Raw genomic sequence first — 20,635 nt, 5'->3', positions numbered from 1 at the left:
GCTATTTCCCTGATCAGTCCACGATGTGGAATCGTGGAGCACGTTCCGCAATCCGGACAAACCCACCGCAGTCTCACTTCAGGAGAAGCGAACGTGCTCACGATCGGTGACAAGTTCCCCGAGTTCGAACTCAACGCCTGCGTCGACCTGGACGCCGCGAACGCCTTCGCCGAGATCAACCACAAGTCCTACGAGGGCAAGTGGAAGATCGTCTTCTTCTGGCCGATGGACTTCACCTTCGTCTGTCCGACGGAGATCGCCGCCTTCGGCAAGCTGAACGAGGAGTTCGCCGACCGCGACGCCCAGATCCTCGGCGTCTCCGGCGACTCCGAGTTCGTGCACCACGCCTGGCGCAAGGACCACAAGGACCTCCGCGACCTGCCGTTCCCGATGCTGGCCGACGTCAAGCACGACCTGATGCGCGCCTGCGGCGTCGAGGCCGCCGACGGCACCGCCCAGCGCGCGGTGTTCATCGTCGACCCGAACAACGAGATCCAGTTCGTCATGGTGACCGCCGGCTCCGTCGGCCGTAACCCCAAGGAGGTCCTGCGGGTGCTGGACGCCCTGCAGACCGACGAGCTGTGCCCGTGCAACTGGACCAAGGGCGAGGACACCCTCGACGCCCAGGCCCTGCTGGCCGGCTGACCCATGGCCCTCGACGACCTGAAGTCCGCCCTCCCGGACTACGCCAAGGACCTCAAGCTCAACCTGAGCGCGGTCATCGGCAACTCCGACCTCCCCGCCCAGCAGCTCTGGGGCACCGTGCTCTCCTGCGCGATGGCCACCCGCAGCGCCGCCGTGCTGCGCGAGCTGGAGCCCGAGGCCAAGGCCAACCTCTCCCCGGAGGCGTACAACGCCGCCAAGGGCGCGGCCGCGATCATGGGGATGAACAACGTCTACTACCGGACGACGCACCTGCTCTCCGACAAGGAGTACAGCACCCTGCGCGCCGGTCTGCGGATGAACATCATCGGCACTCCGGGCGTCGAGAAGATCGACTTCGAGCTCTGGTGCTTCGCGGTCTCCGCCATCAACGGCTGCGGCCAGTGCCTCGACTCGCACGAGGCCGTGCTGCGCAAGGCCGGCGTCGAGCGTGAGGTCATCCAGACCTCGATCAAGATCGCCGCCGTTCTCCAGGCCGTCGCCGGAGTCCTCGACTCCGAGGCCGCCCTGGCCGCCGTCACCGTCTGACGGCCGCCCACACGCTCAGCGGGCCCGCTCCGGACACACGTCCGGAGCGGGCCCGTCGGCATTCACCGCCGGCATTCACCGGTGGACCGCGCCGGGCGGCCGCCCGGCGCGGCGAACCCGGCGCGGCGAACCCGGCACGGCGACCCCGGCGCAAAGGCCGGCGCCGGACAACTGAGCCCGGAGAGCCGCCCCCGGACGGCTACGCCCGGGGGTCGCCGCCCGCGGCGGCGGAGGCCTGCGGGTTCCGGGCGGCCGCGGCCTCGCGGGCGGCCTCCAGCGCGGTGAAGACGGCCTGGCCGGCCTCGTTGCGGCGGCGCAGGTGGGTGACCACGGTGTTGGTGACCGCGATCAGCGGGACGGCGACGATGGCGCCGCCGATGCCGCCGATGATCGAGCCCGCCGCCACCCCGAGGACGACGCCGAGCGGGTGCACCCGGACGGCCCGGCCGAGGATCAACGGCTGGAGGATGTGGCCTTCGAGCTGCTGGACGGCGATCAGCACCACCAGCACCATCAGCGCCGTCCACGGGGTGGTGGTGACCAGCGCGATCAGCACCGCGACCGTCCCGGTGACCAGCGCACCGACCAGCGGGACGAAGGCGCCCAGGAAGATGATCACTGCGAGCGGCAGCGCCATCGGCACACCGAGCAGCTGGATGCCGATGCCGATGCAGACCGCGTCGATGAAGGCCACGCAGACGGTGCCGCGGACGTACGCGGTGAGCGTCGCCCAGGCCTTCGGCCCGGCACCGGCCATCGCGTAGCGCGAGTGCCGCGGCAGACCGCGCAGCGCCCAGTTCCAGATCCGCGCGCCGTCGTAGAGCAGGAAGAAGGTGGTGAAGAAGGCGAGCAGGACGGTGGTGAGCACCTCGACGGCGATCTGCGCGCCGGTGAGGCCGACCGAGGTGAGCTGGTCGGTGTTGGTGCTGATCGCCTTGGTGATCTGGTCGGCGAAGTCCTTGATCTGCTGCTCGGTCAGGTGCAGCGGGCCGGTGACCAGCCAGTCCCGCAGGGTCGCGACGCCGTCCTGGACCTTGCTGGTGACGTCGGACAGGTTGGTGGTCACCTGCCAGACGACGAACCAGCCGACCAGCCCGATCCCCGCCAGACCGCTCATGAACACCCCGCCGGCGGCCAGCGAGCGCGGTACGCCGTGCCGGCGCAGCCAGGAGACGGTGGGCTCCAGCAGTGCGGAGATCAGCAGCGAGGCCAGCACCGCGAAGGCCACCAGCCGCAGCATGTCGACGACCATGAAGAGCACGTAGAGCGCGGCGCCGAGCAGCAGCAGCCGCCAGGTCGACTCGGCGGCCACCCGCAGGCCCCACGGCACGGCCTCGGCCGGGGTGGCGGGCCGCCCGGGGTGGAGCTCGCGACCGAACGGGCCGTGCGTGGCCGCCGGTGCGGGGGCCGGCGCGGGGGCGGCGGCGGGCACGGCCTGCGGTGCGGGGGCGGTTGCAGCGGCGGCCGCCTCGCGCGGCGCCGGCACTACCGCCGGGACGACGGCCGGCAGCGGCCCCACGTCGACCGGCGGCTCGTGGTACTCCGCCGCGATCGCGGCCCGTCGGCGCCTCTCGATCACGGCGACCGCGCTCGCCACCACCGCCGCGCCCTTGGCCACGGCCTTGAAGGCCTTCCCGCCCCGCGCCATCCTCACTACCACCGCTCGCTCCCCGCTGGGCCGCCGTGCCCGGCGGTACGCCGTGGGTCGTGCCACGGCCGTCGGGAACGAAACTACCCGCCCGGGGGGCGGCGAGTCCGGCGGGCGGGCCGGTTGGGCACGACCGGGGGCGGGACGAACGGCCGGACGGGCCGCACGACAGGGGGCGTTACCGGGGCAAACCCCCCTGATCCGGTGGGTTTCAGGCAGCAGACAACGGGGAGGACTCCGGACGGGACCAGGAGCCATCTGCCGGCGGACCGGCCGGTGCGGGAAGCAACCAGGACCCCTTCCTGCGCCCCGCGTCCGCACCCAGGACCGCACCGCCCGTGGGCGCACTGGTCAGCGCAGCCCGGGCGGCGCGGCCCGCTCCCCTGCCGCCAACGCGAACACGACGCAGCCCCCGGCCGCGCGTCGGGCGGTCGGGGGCTGCGTTCGAGAAGCCTTTGCGGTCGGCGCGGTGGCCGGGCCGGCCTAGTACCAGTGGTGCGACTGCCAGAACGACCAGGCGCCACAGGGGCTGCCGTAGCGGCTGTTCATGTAGTTCAGACCCCAGGAGATCTGGGTCGCCGGGTTGGTGCGCCAGTCGGCACCCGCCGAGGCCATCTTCGAGCCGGGCAGCGCCTGCACGAGGCCGTACGCGCCGGAGCTCTTGTTGGTGGCGGTGTAGTCCCAGCCGCTCTCGCGCTTCACGATCTGGCTGAAGCACTGGAACTGCGCGTCGCTGCCGACGATCTGCTGGGCGAGCGCCTGCACGGAACCGGGGCTGACCGAGACCGGCGGGGCGGAAGTGTCGGTGGCGGCCATCGCCGAGCGGGCCTTGGAGCGGTTGGCGGCGGCCTCGTCGGCCTTCCGCTTCTCCTCGGCGTCCTTGGCGGCCTTGTCGGCGTCGGCCTTGGCCTGCGCATCGGCCTTGGCCTGGGCGTCGGCGGCGGCCTTCTGGCGCGCGGCCTCCTCGGCTGCCTTCTGCTCGGCCGCGGCCTTGGCGGCAGCGTCGGCGGCGGCCTGCTGGGCGGAGGCCTGCGTGCCGATGTTGTCGCTGATGGTCTGCGCCTGGGCGCCGGAGGGGACTTCGGCAAGAAGCGTCGCACCCGCGACGTCGACCGTCTGCGTCGTCTTGACCTCGCTGCCCGAGGCCATGCCCACGACGGCACCGACTGCGGTGACGGCGGTGGCGGAGACGACAGCAACTCCCCGGACCGAGATCCGAGTCACATGGATTCCTTCCAGCATCGCCCACGCGTGACCGTGCGGACGCAACATGCCCCTTGGCACTGCCCTCCGTACGATGCCGGTCACGGGAGGTACTGACCCGGCGCCGGCCGACGTGAGGCGACCAGGCGTTGAGATCGGGCGGCGTACGGCAGATCGGTGTTCAATTGTGCGTCCACCCACCGGAGTTGGCGGACCGTCCGGACCGGGCCCCCGGTCTCCCGGAAGCCCTGTCATGCCGTACGCGGGGCCTGACAGAACCCTCACCATGCCGCACCGGGCACTGTCGACGCAATTCCCCGTTGCGTGGCGCATCTCACATTCACCGCACCGGAGTTCTCCGGACAGAAAGCACTCGATGTGATGAAAGGGACGGGGACCCGCCCCGTCAGGAGCGGGCCCCACGCCCGGAATTGACCCTATTGTCCGACTATGCCCTTTGTGGGCGGATCACGGGTTGATGTCCTCCAGCATCTCCGTGACCAGCGCGGCGATCGGCGAACGCTCGGACCGCGTGAGCGTGATGTGCGCGAACAGCGGATGCCCCTTCAGCTTCTCCACCACCGCGACCACGCCGTCGTGGCGGCCGACCCGGAGGTTGTCGCGCTGCGCCACGTCGTGGGTGAGCACCACCCGCGAGCCCTGCCCGATCCGGGACAGCACCGTCAGCAGGACGTTGCGCTCCAGGGACTGCGCCTCGTCCACGATCACGAACGCGTCGTGCAGCGAACGCCCACGGATGTGCGTCAGCGGCAGGACCTCCAGCATCCCCCGGGAGATGACCTCCTCGATCACGTCCGGGGTGGTGACGGCGGAGAGGGTGTCGAAGACCGCCTGCGCCCAGGGGCTCATCTTCTCCGTCTCGGAGCCCGGCAGGTAGCCCAGCTCCTGGCCACCCACCGCGTACAGCGGCCGGAACACCATCACCTTGCGGTGCTGCTGCCGCTCCAGCACCGCCTCCAGCCCGGCGCACAGCGCCAGCGCGGACTTCCCCGTGCCGGCCCGGCCGCCCATCGAGACGATCCCCACCTCCGGGTCCAGCAACAGGTCCAGCGCCACCCGCTGCTCGGCGCTGCGCCCGCGCAGCCCGAAGGCCTCGCGCTCCCCGCGCACCAGGCGGACCCGGCCGTCGCCGGTGACCCTGCCGAGCGCCCGGCCGCGTTCGGAGCTGAGCACCAGTCCGGTGTGGACGGGCAGCTCGGCGGCCCCCTCGACGTGCACGGTGGCGTCGTGGCCGGCCGCGAACAGCGCGTCCACGTCGTCGGCGGGGACGTGCAGCTCCGACATGCCCGTCCAGCCCGAGGTGACCGCCAGCTCGGCGCGGTACTCCTCGGCGAGCAGGCCGACCGAGCTGGCCTTGATCCGCAGCGGGAGGTCCTTGGAGACGACGGTGACGTCGTAGCCCTCGGCCTGCAGGTTGCGGGCCACCGCCAGGATCCGGGTGTCCGCCTCGCCGCCGCCGGACCGGTAGCCGGCCGGCAGTATCGACAGGTCGGAGTGGTTCAGCTCGACCCGGATGGAGCCGCCGAGCTCGCCGACCGGGATCGGCTCGTCGAGCCGGCCGAACCGGATCCGGAAGTCGTCGAGCAGCCGAAGCGCCTGGCGGGCGAAGTAGCCCAGCTCCGGGTGGTGCCGCTTGGCCTCCAGCTCGGTGACCACGACCACCGGCAGGACGACCTCGTGCTCCTCGAAGCGAGTCATGGCGAGCGGGTCCGCCAGGAGCACGCTCGTGTCGAGAACGTACGTCCGCCGGTCTGGTGTCCGGCGGCTCTTGGAACTGACCACTAGGCCTCCAGGGCGGATGACCCTGCGTCATCCGCGGCAAGCCGGCCCCCGCTGCCCCGGTGGCCTCGGGGCCGGTCTGACGGGAGTATTCCCAGGCGAGGGGCGGTGCATTCGCGTCCACGGCGAACTGACGGATCATTGCCGGTGAACGTTTGGCCTCGCGTCGCGGCCGGGTAGGCCAGCTCCTACGGGGTAGTCGCCCGGAGCCGCCCCGGGGAGCCCTCCCGGCGGAGCCCGGAAGTCCGCACGCGATCCCGCAGGTGCCCCCGCGTCCCGCGGGTGCCCCGGAGTCCCGCCGGATCCCGCCGGGTCAGAGCCCCAGCCGCCGGTGCCGCTGCTCGTACGCGCGCAGCGCCCGCAGGAAGTCGACCTTGCGGAAGGCCGGCCAGTACGCCTCGCAGAAGTAGAACTCGCTGTGCGCGCTCTGCCAGAGCAGGAACCCGGAGAGCCGCTGCTCGCCCGACGTCCGGATGACCAGGTCGGGGTCGGGCTGGCCCTTGGTGTAGAGGTGCTCGGCGATGTGCTCGACGTCGAGGATCTCGGCCAGTTCCTCGATCGAGGTGCCGCGCCCGGCGTGGTCCTGGAGCAGCGAGCGGACGGCGTCGGCGATCTCGTGCCGGCCGCCGTAGCCGACCGCGACGTTGACGGTGATGCCGTCGATCCCGGCGGTCTCGTCGGCGGCCCGCTTGAGGACGTCCGCGGTGTGCTGCGGCAGCAGGTCCAGCGCGCCGACCGGGTTGACCCGCCAGCGGCGGGCGGCGGCCAGGCCGGTGACGGCGTCCTCGATGATGCCGAGCAGCGGGACGAGCTCGTCGGCCGGCCGGGAGAGGTTGTCGGTGGAGAGCATCCAGAGCGTGACGACCTTGACGTGGGTCTCGTCGCACCAGCCGAGGAACTCGCTGATCTTGTCGGCGCCGCGCTGGTGGCCGTAGGCGGTCGAGCCGCCGGTCGCCTTCGCCCAGCGGCGGTTGCCGTCGAGGATCACTCCGATGTGGTGCGGGGTGCGGGCGAGGTGGACCTCGACCCGGCGGCCGTAGAGGCCGTACATACCGTCCAGCAGGGTGCGCAGACCCGGCGTGCGTTCGACGACATCGCGCAGACCCATGGTTTTCGGCCCCTCCGTAACTCTTCACCGGGGTGCGTCACAACCCCCGGCGCAGCCTACTCCGGCCCGGACCCGGCCGGTAAAGCTGCAGGTAGCGGTCCGGTCACGGTCCTGTACTGAGACGGTTGCGACCGGCGTGGCGGGGGTGGCCGGAAGGCGCCCACCGGAACGCCGGGTGACTGCCGGGGCGACGGCTACGGAACGGTATCCGATTCCTTAAAGAATCCGTAAGCCGACGATCGATGCTTGACGACCAGCAATGGTCTAGTCCAGCTTTTGACCCAGGGCGGAACAAGCACCGAACCCCCGCCCCACCCAAGGCAGTACTGCGGACCTCCCCTCCCCCACACGCGGCCGCCGCGCCCCCCACCGCGGCGGCCGCTCCTCCCCCAGGAGCGCACCTCCATGGCCCGTACGCTGAACCAGCCCGCGCACAAGCGCCGGCGCAGCACGCTCCCGGCCCTCGCCGCCGGAGCCACCGCCCTCGCCCTCGCGGGCAGCGGTCTCGCCCTCTTCGCCGGCGGCGCCAGCGCGGCCGCCGGAAACCTCGTCAGCAACGGCGGCTTCGACACCGGGTCGACGGCCGGCTGGTCCTGCGCCGGCGCCGCGACCACCGTCGCCACCCCGGTGCACTCCGGCAGCGGCGCGCTCCAGGCCACCCCGGGCGCCGGCGACACGGCCGAGTGCACCCAGACCATCAGCGTGCTGCCGAACACCAGCTACACCCTGAGCGCGTGGGTCCAGGGCCCCTACGTCTACCTCGGCGCCCGCGGCACCGGCGGCACCGACCCGAGCACCTGGTCCAACCAGAACAGCTGGAACCAGCTCTCCTCCACCTTCACCACCGGCGCCAACGTCAACAGCGTCACGGTCTACCTGCACGGCTGGTACGGCCAGAGCGCCTACCTCGCCGACGACGTCGTGCTGAGCGGCCCGGGCGGCACCTCCACGCCCTCCCCGACCGCCACCCCGACCCAGACCCCCACGGCCACCGCCTCGCCGACCGCGACCGCCACCACCACGGCCACCGCGACCCCGACGGCAACCGCCACCCCGACCCAGACCGCCACGCCGACCCCCACGGCGACCGCCACCACCACGACGCCGCCGGTCACCGGCCTGCCCAAGCACGTCGTCACCGGCTACTGGCACAACTTCGACAACGGCGCGACCGTCCAGAAGCTCGGCGACGTCCAGAGCGCCTACGACATCATCGCGGTCTCCTTCGCCGACGCCGTGCCCACCAAGGGCGGCGCGATCAGCTTCACCCTCGACCCGGCGCTCTCCAAGGCCCTCGGCGGCTACACCGACGCGCAGTTCCGCGCCGACCTGAAGGCCAAGCAGGCGGCCGGCAAGAAGGTCATCCTCTCGATCGGCGGCCAGAACGGCGCGATCTCCGTCGGTGACGCCACCGCCGCGGCCGCGTTCACCGACAGCGCCTACGCGATCATCAAGGACTACGGCTTCGACGGCATCGACGTCGACCTGGAGAACGGCGTCAACCCGACCTACCTCGGCAACGCGCTGCACAGCCTGCAGGCCAAGGTCGGCCCGAACTTCGTCCTGACCATGGCGCCGGAGACCATCGGGATGTACAGCACCGCCGGTGCGTACTTCCAGCTGGCGCTGAACACCAAGGACATCCTGACCGTCGTCAACACCCAGTTCTACAACTCGGGCGGCATGAACGGCTGCGACGGCAAGGTCTACACCCAGGGCACCATCGACTTCATCACCTCGCAGATCTGCACCCAGATCCAGGGCGGTCTGCGGCCCGACCAGGTCGGCATCGGCGTCCCGGCCTCCAGCAAGGCGGCCGGCGGCGGCTACGTGGCCCCGAGCGTCGTGAACAACGCGCTGGACTGCCTGGCCACCGGCAAGAACTGCGGAAGCTTCGTCCCGCCGGCCAAGTGGCCGACCATCCGCGGCGCGATGACCTGGTCCACCAACTGGGACGCCAACAACGGGAACGCGTTCTCCAACGCGGTCGGCCCGTTCGTCCACCAGATGCCGTAACTCCCCCACGGCGCGCCGCTCCTTGAGGGTGGGGCCTGCGCGCCGCCGACGGGCCCGTCGTACCTGACCGGTACGGCGGGCCCGTTCGGCTTCCCGGCGCGGAGCGGGGCGGCGGGGTGGCACGGCGGCGCGGCGGGGGCGGCCGGCCTACTGCAGCAGGACCGCGGCGAGTGTGCCGAGCAGCAGGAACGGCCCCATCGGCAGGTCCAGCCCGCGCACCGGGCGGCGGCGGACCAGCGCCGCGACGGCGCGGGCCACCGCCCAGAGCCCGGAGAGCGCAGCGGCCGCGAACAGCCCGGTGAACGCCACGGACCAGCCGTACCGGCCGAGCAGTGCGCCCAGGCCCAGCGCGAGAACGGTGTCCCCGGCCCCCATCAGCCCGAACCAGCCGGGCAGTTCGAACAGCGCGGCGGCGGCCAGGGCCACCAGCAGGCAGCGCAGCAGCACCCCCGGGCTGCCGGCCGCCAACTCCAGCACCACCAGCAGCAGCGCCAGCCCGGCCGCCAGCGCCCAGGTCAACGGGTAGGGAAGCCGGCGCACCCGGGCATCGGTGAAGCCGAGGACCACCCCCGGTCCGGCCGCCCAGAGCAGCAGCGCCGCATCGCCCGGGTGCGCCGCCGACAGCGCCGCCGCCACCGCCGCGGCGGTCACCGCCTCGACCAGGCCGGGCCGCGGGCCCAGCCGCTCCCGGCAGCCCGGGCAGCGCCCGTTCGGCGGCAGGCCGCGCAACTCGCGTGCGCAGGACGGGCAGGCGGTGCACCACTCCTGCCCCTCCGGCACGGCGTACCGCACCACCAGCCCGCGCAGCGCCGGTGCCACCAGCAGACCGGCCAGCAACGCCCCGACCACGACGGCGGTCACGGCGGCCCCCTCTCGCTCACCGCCGGTCCCGGCCCCGGCCCGCGGGTACCGGCCGGCGCTCCTCAGCGTCCGACCCCTGCGGCGGGCCCACCCGGGCCGGCGCCGCACCGACCACATCATCCCCGGCATCGTTCCCGGCCCGGCCCCACGCCGGTTCCCCGTGTCCTCCCCCCGCGAACACCGCGCCGGCGTTCCTCGCCTTCGGCAGCGTTCCGGACACCGCGCCCGTGATCCGCAAGGCCCGCCGCGAGCTCTGCCTGGCGATCGAAGGAGCCCCTCGGAGGCCCTCCGGAGCGTGTCCCAGAACACGCCCCGGACCTCGCCGTTGTGCCCCTAAAGTAGGCAGACATGCAGGTCATCCAGTCCAGCAAACTCGCCAATGTCTGCTACGACATCCGCGGCCCGGTGCTCGACGAGGCGATGCGGCTGGAGGAGCAGGGCCACCGCATCCTGAAGCTCAACACCGGCAACCCCGCGGTGTTCGGCTTCGACGCGCCGCCGGAGATCCTCCAGGACATCCTGCGCAACCTCGCGACCGCGCACGGCTACGGCGACTCCAAGGGCCTGCTCTCGGCCCGCCGCGCCGTGGTGATGCACTACGAGGACCGGGGCCTGCACGGGCTCACCGTCGAGGACGTCTTCCTCGGCAACGGCGTCTCCGAGCTGATCCAGCTGGCCATGACGGCGCTGCTCGACGACGGCGACGAGGTGCTCGTCCCCGCCCCGGACTACCCGCTCTGGACGGCCTCGGTCTCGCTCGCCGGCGGCACCGCCGTGCACTACCGCTGCGACGAGCAGTCCGAGTGGTACCCGGACCTCGCCGACATCGAGTCCAAGGTCACCGACCGGACCAGGGCGATCGTGGTGATCAACCCGAACAACCCGACCGGCGCCGTCTACCCGCGCGAGGTCCTGGAGGGCCTGGTCGAGATCGCCCGCCGGCACAAACTGGTGGTCTACGCGGACGAGATCTACGACAAGATCCTCTACGACGACGCCGAGCACATCCCGCTGGCCACCCTCGCCCCGGACCTCTTCTGCGTCACCTTCAACGGCCTCTCCAAGGCGTACCGGGTGGCCGGCTTCCGCTCCGGCTGGATGGTCCTCTCCGGCGACCGGCAGCGCGCCCGCAGCTACATCGAGGGCCTGACCGTGCTCGCCTCGATGCGCCTGTGCGCCAACATGCCGGCCCAGCACGCGGTGGCCGCCGCGCTCGGCGGGCGGCAGTCGATCAAGGATCTGGTGCTCCCCGGCGGCCGGCTGCTGGAGTCCCGGGACGCCGCGTACCGGCTGCTGAACGACATCCCCGGGGTCAGCTGCGTCAAGCCGAAGGGCGCGCTCTACGCCTTCCCCCGGCTCGACCCGAAGGTCTACAAGATCAAGGACGACGCCCAGATGGTGCTGGACCTGCTCCGCGCCGAGCGGATCCTGCTGGTCCAGGGCACCGGCTTCAACTGGCCCGAACCGGACCACTTCCGCGTCGTCACCCTCCCCCGGGCCGAGGAGATCACCGACGCCATCACCCGCATCGGCGACTTCCTCGGCGGCTACACCCAACCGTGATCCACTCGCCGGTCCGTCCGGGCCCCGGCACTCGTAGAATCCCGTCCCGTCGGCCGTCGGGGCGGGTGCCCGGACGGTAGGGGGGACGGGTCTGCCGGCATGCGCCGGGGCCCGGGCCGACACGGATTCCGGGCGCTCCACCGTCCGGGGCCTTCCGTTCCCCTGCCCCCACTTCGCGCAAGGGACAGGTCCGTCTTGACCATTCGCATTCCGCTCTCCCGTGCCCGGGCGTCGGCCGTCGTCGTCGGCGCCGCGATCGCGCTGGCGGCCGCGCTGCCCGCGGCCCCGGCCAACGCCCTCAACGGCGGCTTCGTCATCCCCAAGGCCAGCACGGTGGTGAACGCCCACAGCGGCAAGTGCCTGGAGATCGCCGACTGGCGCACCGACAACGGCGCCCCCGCCCGCCAGTGGGACTGCACCGGCGGCGCCAACCAGATGTGGGACTTCCGCCCGCTGGAGGGCGGCGTCGCCCTGGTCAACCGGGCCTCCGGCAAGTGCCTGGAGATCGCCGACTGGAGCCACGACGACGGCGCCCCGGCCCGCCAGTGGGACTGCCACGGCGGCTGGAACCAGCACTGGAACTACTCCGGCGGCATCGGCTCCCGCAACGACCTGGGCCTCGTCAACCTCAACTCGGCGGCCCTGCTGGAGATCGCCGACTGGAGCACCGACAACGGCGCCCCGGCCCGCCAGTGGCACAGCCAGAACAACCCCATCGACGGCAACAAGACCTGGATCACCGCCATCAAGCGGACCTGACGCCTGCCGGGGCAACGGCCGGCCCGGTGCGGAGGGCGCTGCGAGCGTCCTCCGCACCGGGCCGGCCGGTCGTGGTTCGCCGCCGGCAGCCGGGGGCCGGACCGGGCCCGGGCCGGCCCACACCCAACCGTGATCCGCCCGGTGATCAACAGCCTCCCGGGCGGTCGTAGGGTCCAGTCCCGTCGGCGGTCGGGGCAGGTGCCCCGGCGGTAGGGGGGACGGACGAACGGGTGCACGCCCGGGAGTCCGGGCCGACGAGGACCGCACCGCCGCAGGCCGGGGCGGGCCGTCTTCCCGCTCCCGTTTCACGCCACCAGGGATCGGACCTTCGCCATGACCTTCCCGCGCCCAGCCCGCGCCCGTGCCGCCGCGGCCGGCACCGCCGTCGCCGTGCTCGCCGCCCTGCCCGCCCCGGCGAACGCCGCCGCGGGCGGGACCATCCAGTTCCCGGCCGGCACCACCGTCGTGAACGCCCACTCGGGCAAGTGCCTGGAGATCGCCGACTGGCGCACCGACAACGGCGCCCCCGCCCGCCAGTGGACCGCCTCGTTCCCGAACTGGGACGGCAACAAGCTCTGGATCACCGCGGTCCGCCCCGGCTGACCCGCGCCCTCCGGGCGGTGGAAACGCTACGGCCGGAGTCCTGGGCCGGACGATCTCCTTGGTCGGGGAAAGATCGTCCGGTCGGACTCCGGCCGTCCTGTCGCTCGGCAGGTGCGCGATTCGTGCCACGCACCGCCGATGGTCCGGCTGAGGCTCAGGCTCAGCCCAGACGTGCGACCAGGTCTCGGTACTCATCCCACAGTTCGGTGGGGGTGTGGTCGCCGAACAGCTCCAGGTGGGCCGGGACGAGCGCGGCCTCCTGGCGCCAGATGTCGGCGTCGACGGTGAAGAGCAGGTCGAGGTCCTGCTTCGACAGGTCCAGGCCGTCCAGGTCGAAGCCCTCGACGGTCGGGAGCACGCCGATCGGGGTCTCGACGCCGTCGCCGGTGCCCTGCAGGCGCTCGACGATCCACTTCAGCACGCGGCTGTTCTCGCCGTAGCCGGGCCAGACGAAGGACCCCTCGGCGTTCTTGCGGAACCAGTTCACGTAGTAGATCTTCGGCAGCTTGGCGGCGTCCGCGCGGGCGCCGACCTTCAGCCAGTGGGCGAAGTAGTCACCCATGTTGTAGCCGCAGAACGGCAGCATCGCGAACGGGTCGCGGCGCAGCTCGCCGACGGTGCCCTCGGCGGCGGCGGTCTTCTCGGAGGCGATGTTGGCGCCCAGGAAGACGCCGTGCTGCCAGTCGAAGGACTCGGTCACCAGCGGGACGGCGGTGGCCCGGCGGCCGCCGAAGAGGATGGCCGAGATCGGCACACCCGCCTGGTCCTCCCACTCGGGGGCGATGGTCGGGCACTGCGCGGCCGGGACGGCGAAGCGGGCGTTCGGGTGGGCGGCCGGGGTGCCGGACTCCGGCGTCCAGTCGTTGCCGCGCCAGTCGGTGAGGTGGGCCGGCGGCTCGTCGGTGAGGCCCTCCCACCAGACGTCGCCGTCGTCGGTCAGGGCGACGTTGGTGAAGACGGTGTTGCCCCAGAGCGTGTCGATGGCGTTGGCGTTGGTGTCCACGCCGGTGCCGGGGGCGACGCCGAAGAAGCCGGCCTCGGGGTTGATGGCGTACAGGCGGCCGTCGGCGCCGAAGCGCATCCAGGCGATGTCGTCGCCGATCGTCTCGACCTTCCAGCCGGGGACGGTCGGCTGGAGCATGGCCAGGTTGGTCTTGCCGCAGGCGGACGGGAAGGCCGCCGCGACGTAGGTGGGCTCGGCCTGGCCCTCGGGGCCGGCCGGCGGGGTGAGCTTGAGGATGAGCATGTGCTCGGCCAGCCAGCCCTCGTCGCGGGCCATGGTCGAGGCGATGCGCAGCGCGTAGCACTTCTTGCCGAGCAGGGCGTTGCCGCCGTAGCCGGAGCCGAAGGACCAGATCTCCCGGGTCTCCGGGAAGTGCGAGATGTACTTGGTGCTGTTGCACGGCCACGCCACGTCCGCCTGGCCCTCGGCAAGCGGCGCGCCGACGGTGTGCACGGCCTTGACGAAGTCGCCGTCCTCGCCGAGCTGGTCCAGCACGGCCCGGCCCATGCGGGTCATCACGCGCATCGACACGGCGACGTAGGCGGAGTCGGTGATCTCGACGCCGTACGCGGCCAGCGGGGAGCCGACCGGGCCCATCGAGAAGGGCACCACGTACATGGTGCGGCCCTTCATCGAGCCGTGGAACAGGCCGTTCTCGCCCTGGAAGACGGCCCGCATCTCGGCGGGGGCCTTCCAGTTGTTGGTCGGGCCCGCGTCCTTCTCCTGCTCGGAGCAGATGTAGGTGCGGTCCTCGACGCGCGCCACGTCCGTCGGGTCCGAGGCGGCGTAGTAGGAGTTGGGCCGCTTCTCCTCGTTGAGCTTCTTGAAGGTGCCCTGAGCCACCAGCAGGTCCGCGAGGCGGTGGTACTCGTCCTCCGAACCGTCGCACCACTCGATGCGCTCCGGCTGGGTGAGCTCCGCGATCTCGCTCACCCAGGCCAGCAGACGCTTGTGGCGGGTGGGCGCGGATGCGCTGAGAGCGAGGTTCTCGTACGACACGATCGCTCCGTTTCACGCCATCTCGGCGGGGAGGCGGCGTAGCGGGGGTTTGAGGGTGCTTGCAGCGTAGCCCCGGCTCCGGGCCCCGAGTACGGCACAGCGGTGAAATTGACGCATCTTTTACTACATTCAGTCCTGTTACTAGTTGGTAATCATTTGCTTTTGGCCCCCTCGGGACACACGGAGGCGACCCCCGAACACTCCAAAACGTCCAACTAGTGATGATCACCACTTCCTACGCGTCAGTAACCTACGGATCCGTAGGTAGCGGGTAGCATGCTGCCCATGACTGCTGAGCTCCTGGAGAGCACGGAGCGTGCCGAGGACAAGCCGAAGTGGCGCGGCTGGCTGCACGCCGGGATGTTCCCCGCCACGGTGGCCGCCGGGATCGTCCTGATCTGCCTGGCCGGCTCGACGCCCGCGAGGATCGCGTGCGCGATCTACTCCGCCAGCGCCTGGCTGCTGTTCGGGGTCAGCGCGGTCTACCACCGCTTCACCTGGGGCCCGCGCGGCGACGCCGTGCTGCGGCGCCTCGACCACGCGAACATCTTCCTGATCATCGCGGGCACCTACACCCCGTTCACCATCCTGCTGCTGGACGGCGCCGCGCAGCAGGTGCTGCTCTGGGCGGTCTGGGGCGGTGCGCTCGCCGGGATCGCGTTCCGGGTGTTCTGGGTCGGCGCGCCGCGCTGGCTGTACACGCCGGTGTACATCGCGCTGGGCTGGGCCGCGGCGTTCTTCCTGCCGGACTTCCTGCGCGCCGGCGGCGTCGCCGTCCTGGTGCTGATGATCGTCGGCGGGGTGCTCTACAGCGTCGGCGGCGTCGTGTACGGGCTCAAGCGGCCCAACCCCTCACCGCGCTGGTTCGGCTTCCACGAGGTGTTCCACGCCTTCACCCTCGGAGCCTTCATCGTGCAGTACGTCGGCGTCTCACTGGTGGCGTACAGCGCGGCCGGCTGAACCCGGCACCCCCGAACGGGCGGCCGTCCGGTCCAGCGACCGGCCGGCCGCCCGTTCCGCCGTCCAGCCCGGGGCCGTCCGGTCCGAGGCCGTTCGCTCCGGGGTCGTCCAGCCCGGGGCCGGGCGCGCATGCCCTTGCTCCGAGTGGTCCCGGTGGACCGGGCGGGCCTGCATCGAGTACCCGCGCGCCGCACGCGGACGGGCCGGGGCGCGGCGGGCGTCCAGCGCCTCGCGGGCCCGCCGGCAGCGCTCGCAGTGCGCGGCGTCCGGACGGCCGCCGGCGGTCGCCCGGTGGTCGCGCGGCACGACCGGCCGGCGGAGCAGCTGCCAGCGCCGGCCGACGTACACCATCAGCAGCAGCACCTCGACGCCGGCGACGGCCAGCACCAGCGCAGCCCCGTTGATCAGGTAGGCGGCGACGACGGCCAGCGCCGATCCCACCACCACTGCCGCACCCCAGATCTGGGCGTTCGACTCCTTGCCGGCCATCCGGTCTCCCCTTCCTGCGCCGGGCCCGTGCTGCTGCGCCGGGTCCGTGGTCGGCTCCTGCCGCCCCACCCCTTCTCCACCTCGGCACGCGTCTTCCTCGCCACCGGCGCGCATCTTCTCCGCCCGCGGCACGCGTCGGCACGCACTGACCGATTGCCACATGGTATCTACCGACAGTCACCCGAAGCGGCTCAAAAGCGGCGAACGACAGATCAACGTTGCGTCAATTCCATGTGCGGAACGCGCACTTCCAGGACACATCACCCACCGTGCCGCCACGACCACAGTCCGGCGCATTGACGGTCGCCATCTTTTGGGAGTTACTGTCATTTGACAGGAACTTCCCCTTGCTTGCCGACCGGCCCCCGGAGGTTGCCCGTGTCCACCCGACCCGACCCCGCCCTTCCCGCGCCCCAGCCCGGACCCCAGCCCAGGCCCCGGCGCACGTCCCGGCCCGCGCCCCACCCCGGGCCCCGGTCCGAACCCCACCCCCGGCGCCGGCTGGCGCTGATCGCCGTCGCACTGAGCACCCTGGTGATCAGCTTCGACATGACGGTCCTCAACGTGGCCCTGCCCACCCTGGCCGCCCAGCTCCGGGCCACCACCGGACAGCAGCAGTGGATCGTCGACTCCTACACCGTGGTCTTCGCCGCCGCGATGCTCCCGGCCGGGCTGATCGGCGACCGGTTCGGCCGCCGCCGCACCCTCACGGTCGGCCTCGCCCTGTTCGGCCTGGCCTCCGCCGTCGGCATGCTCGCCGACAGCCCCGGCACCCTGGTCGCCGCACGCGCCGCGATGGGCCTGGCCGGCGCCCTGGTCATGCCGATGTCCATGGCAGTGATCCCCGGGCTCTTCCCGGCCGAGGAGCAGCGCCGCGCCACCGCCGTGCTCGCCGCCGCACTCGCCGCCGGCGCCCCGCTCGGCCCGCTGATCGGCGGCTTTCTGCTCCAGCACTTCTGGTGGGGCGCGATCTTCGCGATCAACATCCCGCTCACCGTCGTCGGCATCGCCGCCTGCGTACTGCTGCTCCCCGAGACCCGCAACCCCGCCGCACCCCGGATCGACCTGATCGGCACCGCGCTCGGCGCCGGCGGCCTCGCCGCACTGACCTACGGCATCATCGAGAGCCCCGGCCGCGGCTGGGCCGACCCGCTGGTGATCGGCACGCTCGCCGGCTCGGTCGCGGCCCTCACCGCCCTGGTGCTGCGCAGCCGTCGGCAGCGCGACCCGATGCTCGACCTGCGGCTGCTCGCCGACCCGGTCTTCCGCTGGTCCGCGGTGGCCGCGACGCTGGTCTCCGTGGTGCTGTTCGGCGCCTTCTTCGTCCTGCCGCTGTACTTCCAGAGCGTGCTCGGCGCCGACGCCCTCGGCACCGGCCTGCGCCTGATGCCGATGATGGCCGGCCTGATGGTGGCCGCCAAGCTCAGCGACCGGCTGGTCGCCCGGACCGGCCCGCGCGCCGTGATCACCCTCGGGCTGGCCCTGCTCGCCGCGGCCCTGCTGCTCGGCAGCACCACCGACGTCTCCGACGGCTACGGCCCGGCCGCCGCCTGGCTCACCCTGCTCGGCCTGGGCATGGGCCTGTCGCTGATCACCGCCCAGGCCTCCGCCATGCTCACCCTGCCGCCCGCCCGGGCCGGCGTCGGCTCCGGCCTCGTCCAGACGCTGCGCCAGGTCGGCGGGGCGATCGGGGTGGCCGTCTTCGGCAGCCTGCTGGCCGGCGCCTACCGGACGGCGCTGGACACCACGGCACTCCCCGCCGAGGCCGCGCACCGCGCCGGACAGTCGGTGGTCGCCGCCGACGCCGTGGCCGCCGCCACCGGGAACCCGGCGCTCGCCACCGCCGCCCACGCCGCGTACGTCCACGGCATGACCGTCGTCCTGCTGGTCTCCGGCGTGATCGCGGCGCTCTCCGCGGTGCTGGTCGCGCTGCGGATGCCCGCCGCCGAGCCGCGCGCGGCCGCCGGGCCAGCCGGGGCCGGGTCTCCCCCGGCAAGCACCACCGCGCCCGCCGCCGATCACGGATAATCGAAGGTATGAGCGCAACGCGGCCGACAACGGCACCCCCGGCGGCAGGACCGGCCCATCCGGTCCAGGCGATGCTGGAGGCGCCGCTGTCGCTGCGCGAGCGGAAGAAGCTGAAGACCCGTCAGACGATCCGCCGCGAGGCCTACCGGCTGATCGCCGACCAGGGCTACGAGAGCACCACCGTGGAACAGATCGCGGCGGCGGCGGAGGTCTCGCAGTCCACCTTCTTCCGCTACTTCGCCACCAAGGAGGACCTCGTCCTCTCCGACGAGTACGACCCGGCGGTGGTCGCCGCGCTGCTGGCCCGCCCCGCGGACGAACCGTTCCTGCGGTCCTGCCGCGAGGCCCTCGTCGGGCTCATGCGCGAACTGCTCCGGAGCGAGCGCGAGGAGCTGCTCACCCGGATGCGGCTGATCGGCGAAGTGCCCTCGCTGCGCGCCCGGATGTACGAGAGCGCCAACGACCCGCAGCAGCTCTACCTCACCGTGCTGACCCGCCGGGCCGGCATCGAGGAACCGACCTTCGAGATGCGGGTCACCGCCGCCGCCATCGGCGCGGCCACCACCGAGACGGTACTGAAGTGGTCCCGCGACGGGGGCACGGAGGACATCGCGGACCTGATCGACCACGCCTTCGCCGTCCTGGAGGGCGGCTTCACCCTCCTGTAGCTCCGCCACCGCGCGGGACGGGGCCGGAACCGCACCGCCCGGCGGGACGCACCGGCCGTGCCGGCCCGGGTGGCAGGCAGGCGGCGGGGCCCGGCCGCCGCGCCGGACCCCGCCGCCCGCTCACCCGGCGGGCCTCACTCCCGCCGGGCACCCGCCCGCCGACGCAGCGCGACACCCGCGCCCACGAGCGCGGTCGCGCCCAGGGCCGCGGCCGCCGTGACGGCCGGCAGCGCGGTACCGCCGCCCGCCGCCGCCCGGGCGGAGACCTCCTCCTGCGCGGGGGCGTCCGGCCGGTAGCCGCCGCCCTCGCCGGCCCGGTCGTACGCCGAGCCGGGCAGCTTGTCCCCGTACCGCTGGTGGACCAGCTTCTGGTACGCCGCCAGCGTCACCCCGGCCGCGCCCACCGAGCTCCGCGCCTCGTCGTCCAGCGGCAGCACCCGGCCGTCCCGCAGCACGTACCAGGCGTCGAGCTGCGGCTCGCGGAACGCCGTCCCGCCGCCGCTGCCGGCCGCCTTCGCCGCGTACTCGGTCTCGTCACCGCCGGAGGCGATGTTGACCACCCGCCAGGTCTCGCCCTGCTTCACCGTCCAGACCGAGGCCACCTGCCCGTCCGCCGACACCGCCCGGCTGGCGGTGTACTCGGCCTTCGCCACCGCCGCCCCCGGGGTCCCGGCCACGAAGGCCGCGTCCAGGGTGTAGACCGGCACGGTGCTGCCGGCGAGGCTCGGGGCGGCCGCACGCGCCGCCTGTGCCTCCTCGGCCGCGCCGATGGTCAGCTGCTCGGTCGGGGGCACGCCCTTGCGGGCGAAGAAGTGGCCCAACTGGTCCAGGACGGCCGGGCTCTGGGCCGCTCCCCGGGCCTGCGCCAGGTCGGCGGCGGTGACCGGCGCGGGGGCGCCTGCCGGGGTCTCCGCCTGCGCCGACGGAGTGACGGCCAGGCCGAGGCCGGCCGCGATCAGAACGGCCACGGCCGCACTACGAATGCTGGTCATGGTCGCCCCTCACGCGCCGATCCGGTACAGGGAGTGGGTCCAGGAGAACGTGCCGTTGGACACGTAGTAGTTGTAGTCCGCCCAGTTGTAGCGGGAGTTGGACGGCCACGGGTCACCCCAGTAGACCCAGTTGTTGGCGGTGTCGTACCCGTAGACCACGTGCATGTGGCCGCCGCCCGAACTCCACTGGATCCGGGTCTCGATCGGCCGGTCCGCGTTCACCTCGGTCTGCACGGTGCTGTACCGCAGGTACCCGGTGACGTAGGAGCCCGGACTGATGCCGACCCGGCTCAGACCGTTCTGGACGTCGCCCAGCGTGGCCTGGCTGTTCGGGCAGGTGGAGTTGGCCGACCGGCCGAACGCGGCGTTGCAGAACTGGTTCTGGCTGTAGGTGTAGCCGAACCAGGTGGCGATCGTGTTGCCGCTCGCCGCCCAGCACCAGTTGGTCTGCTGTTGCTGCTGCATGGTGATGTTGAGCTTCTTGTAGGTGCCGGCCAGATCGGCCGTACTGCCCGTCGCCGCGGCCCGGCCGGCCGCGGCCGGGGCGTTGGCGGACACTCGGGCCTGCGCGCCGTTGGGGGCGGCGGAGGCCGGGGCGGCGACCGCGACGCTGAGCGCCGGACCGAGCACACCGAGCGCGAGCACCGCAACCGCGCGGCGCAGGCGTATCCGTGGAACTGACATGGGGGCGTTCCTCCTTGCACAAGCAGAGGAGTGGAGAGATGTGGGGGTGCGGTCCGGATC

18 protein-coding genes are annotated in these 20,635 nt (G+C 72.5%); 9 read left to right on the top strand and 9 right to left on the bottom strand.

Translation table 11 applies throughout. The features are described from left to right. The first annotated feature begins 93 nt into the window (after positions 1-93). Together OH807_RS24770 and OH807_RS24765 are read left to right on the top strand one after the other, a co-directional pair. Positions 94-645, top strand: a complete 552-nt coding sequence (locus OH807_RS24770) for a peroxiredoxin (RefSeq protein WP_148643114.1) — start codon at positions 94-96, stop codon at positions 643-645. Between the two features lie 3 nt (positions 646-648). Beyond that, positions 649-1,191, top strand: a complete 543-nt coding sequence (locus tag OH807_RS24765; RefSeq protein ID WP_406202635.1) for an alkyl hydroperoxide reductase — start codon at positions 649-651, stop codon at positions 1,189-1,191. Positions 1,192-1,390: 199 nt separating this feature from the next. Here the strand turns inward: OH807_RS24765 and OH807_RS24760 are convergent, their stop codons facing one another. The 4 genes from OH807_RS24760 to OH807_RS24745 form a co-directional block, all read right to left on the bottom strand. Next, on the bottom strand, positions 1,391-2,851 hold the full coding sequence (locus OH807_RS24760) for an AI-2E family transporter (protein WP_406202633.1): 1,461 nt from the start codon (positions 2,849-2,851) through the stop codon (positions 1,391-1,393). A gap of 471 nt (positions 2,852-3,322) precedes the next feature. Beyond that, positions 3,323-4,063 (bottom strand): transglycosylase SLT domain-containing protein, encoded by a 741-nt coding sequence (locus tag OH807_RS24755; protein ID WP_406202631.1) that lies wholly within the window; start codon positions 4,061-4,063, stop codon positions 3,323-3,325. 447 nt (positions 4,064-4,510) lie between these two features. Next, complete coding sequence (locus tag OH807_RS24750) at positions 4,511-5,845, bottom strand: PhoH family protein (RefSeq protein ID WP_406202629.1); 1,335 nt, start codon at positions 5,843-5,845, stop codon at positions 4,511-4,513. Between the two features lie 310 nt (positions 5,846-6,155). Next, complete coding sequence (locus tag OH807_RS24745; RefSeq protein ID WP_406202627.1) at positions 6,156-6,950, bottom strand: isoprenyl transferase; 795 nt, start codon at positions 6,948-6,950, stop codon at positions 6,156-6,158. Between the two features lie 405 nt (positions 6,951-7,355). Between OH807_RS24745 and OH807_RS24740 the strand changes: the two genes are divergently transcribed. Beyond that, positions 7,356-8,966 (top strand): chitinase, encoded by a 1,611-nt coding sequence (locus OH807_RS24740; protein WP_406202625.1) that lies wholly within the window; start codon positions 7,356-7,358, stop codon positions 8,964-8,966. Between the two features lie 147 nt (positions 8,967-9,113). On the opposite strand, the gene OH807_RS24735 is transcribed toward OH807_RS24740, so the two are convergent. Further along, positions 9,114-9,827 carry a prepilin peptidase gene (locus OH807_RS24735; RefSeq protein ID WP_406202623.1) on the bottom strand — a complete coding sequence of 238 codons (714 nt, stop codon included), beginning with the start codon at positions 9,825-9,827 and terminating at the stop codon, positions 9,114-9,116. A 348-nt stretch (positions 9,828-10,175) separates the two neighbouring features. Here OH807_RS24735 and OH807_RS24730 point away from each other — a divergent pair, with 348 nt between their 5' ends. From OH807_RS24730 to OH807_RS24720, 3 genes are all read left to right on the top strand, one after another. Beyond that, on the top strand, positions 10,176-11,390 hold the full coding sequence (locus OH807_RS24730; RefSeq protein ID WP_406202621.1) for a pyridoxal phosphate-dependent aminotransferase: 1,215 nt from the start codon (positions 10,176-10,178) through the stop codon (positions 11,388-11,390). Positions 11,391-11,585: 195 nt separating this feature from the next. Next, complete coding sequence (locus tag OH807_RS24725; protein WP_406202619.1) at positions 11,586-12,149, top strand: RICIN domain-containing protein; 564 nt, start codon at positions 11,586-11,588, stop codon at positions 12,147-12,149. A gap of 333 nt (positions 12,150-12,482) precedes the next feature. Next, on the top strand, positions 12,483-12,752 hold the full coding sequence (locus tag OH807_RS24720) for a hypothetical protein (protein WP_406202617.1): 270 nt from the start codon (positions 12,483-12,485) through the stop codon (positions 12,750-12,752). Positions 12,753-12,912: 160 nt separating this feature from the next. On the opposite strand, the gene OH807_RS24715 is transcribed toward OH807_RS24720, so the two are convergent. After that, positions 12,913-14,754 (bottom strand): phosphoenolpyruvate carboxykinase (GTP), encoded by a 1,842-nt coding sequence (locus OH807_RS24715; RefSeq protein ID WP_406202615.1) that lies wholly within the window; start codon positions 14,752-14,754, stop codon positions 12,913-12,915. A gap of 276 nt (positions 14,755-15,030) precedes the next feature. Here OH807_RS24715 and OH807_RS24710 point away from each other — a divergent pair, with 276 nt between their 5' ends. Then, the gene (locus OH807_RS24710) at positions 15,031-15,714 is read left to right on the top strand and encodes a hemolysin III family protein (RefSeq protein WP_406202613.1); all 684 of its coding nucleotides are present in this window, start codon (positions 15,031-15,033) and stop codon (positions 15,712-15,714) included. Here OH807_RS24710 and OH807_RS24705 read toward each other — a convergent pair. Continuing rightward, entirely contained in the window at positions 15,685-16,203 is a 519-nt protein-coding gene (locus tag OH807_RS24705) for a hypothetical protein (RefSeq protein WP_406202611.1), read from the bottom strand. The genes OH807_RS24710 and OH807_RS24705 overlap by 30 nt on opposite strands. A gap of 378 nt (positions 16,204-16,581) precedes the next feature. Here OH807_RS24705 and OH807_RS24700 point away from each other — a divergent pair, with 378 nt between their 5' ends. Both OH807_RS24700 and OH807_RS24695 read left to right on the top strand, forming a co-directional pair. Further along, on the top strand, positions 16,582-18,231 hold the full coding sequence (locus tag OH807_RS24700; protein WP_406202609.1) for an MFS transporter: 1,650 nt from the start codon (positions 16,582-16,584) through the stop codon (positions 18,229-18,231). Between the two features lie 8 nt (positions 18,232-18,239). Further along, positions 18,240-18,899 carry a TetR family transcriptional regulator gene (locus OH807_RS24695; protein ID WP_406202607.1) on the top strand — a complete coding sequence of 220 codons (660 nt, stop codon included), beginning with the start codon at positions 18,240-18,242 and terminating at the stop codon, positions 18,897-18,899. A gap of 134 nt (positions 18,900-19,033) precedes the next feature. On the opposite strand, the gene OH807_RS24690 is transcribed toward OH807_RS24695, so the two are convergent. Further along, positions 19,034-19,891: a hypothetical protein gene (locus tag OH807_RS24690; RefSeq protein ID WP_406202605.1), complete on the bottom strand. Its 858-nt coding sequence runs from the start codon at positions 19,889-19,891 to the stop codon at positions 19,034-19,036. A gap of 9 nt (positions 19,892-19,900) precedes the next feature. After that, the gene (locus OH807_RS24685; RefSeq protein WP_406202603.1) at positions 19,901-20,575 is read right to left on the bottom strand and encodes a papain-like cysteine protease family protein; all 675 of its coding nucleotides are present in this window, start codon (positions 20,573-20,575) and stop codon (positions 19,901-19,903) included. Between the last annotated feature and the right edge of the window lie 60 nt (positions 20,576-20,635).

The organism is Kitasatospora sp. NBC_01560, assembly GCF_045208415.1.
Classification (GTDB): domain Bacteria; phylum Actinomycetota; class Actinomycetes; order Streptomycetales; family Streptomycetaceae; genus Kitasatospora.
This window is presented reverse-complemented; position numbering and strand designations above follow the sequence as displayed.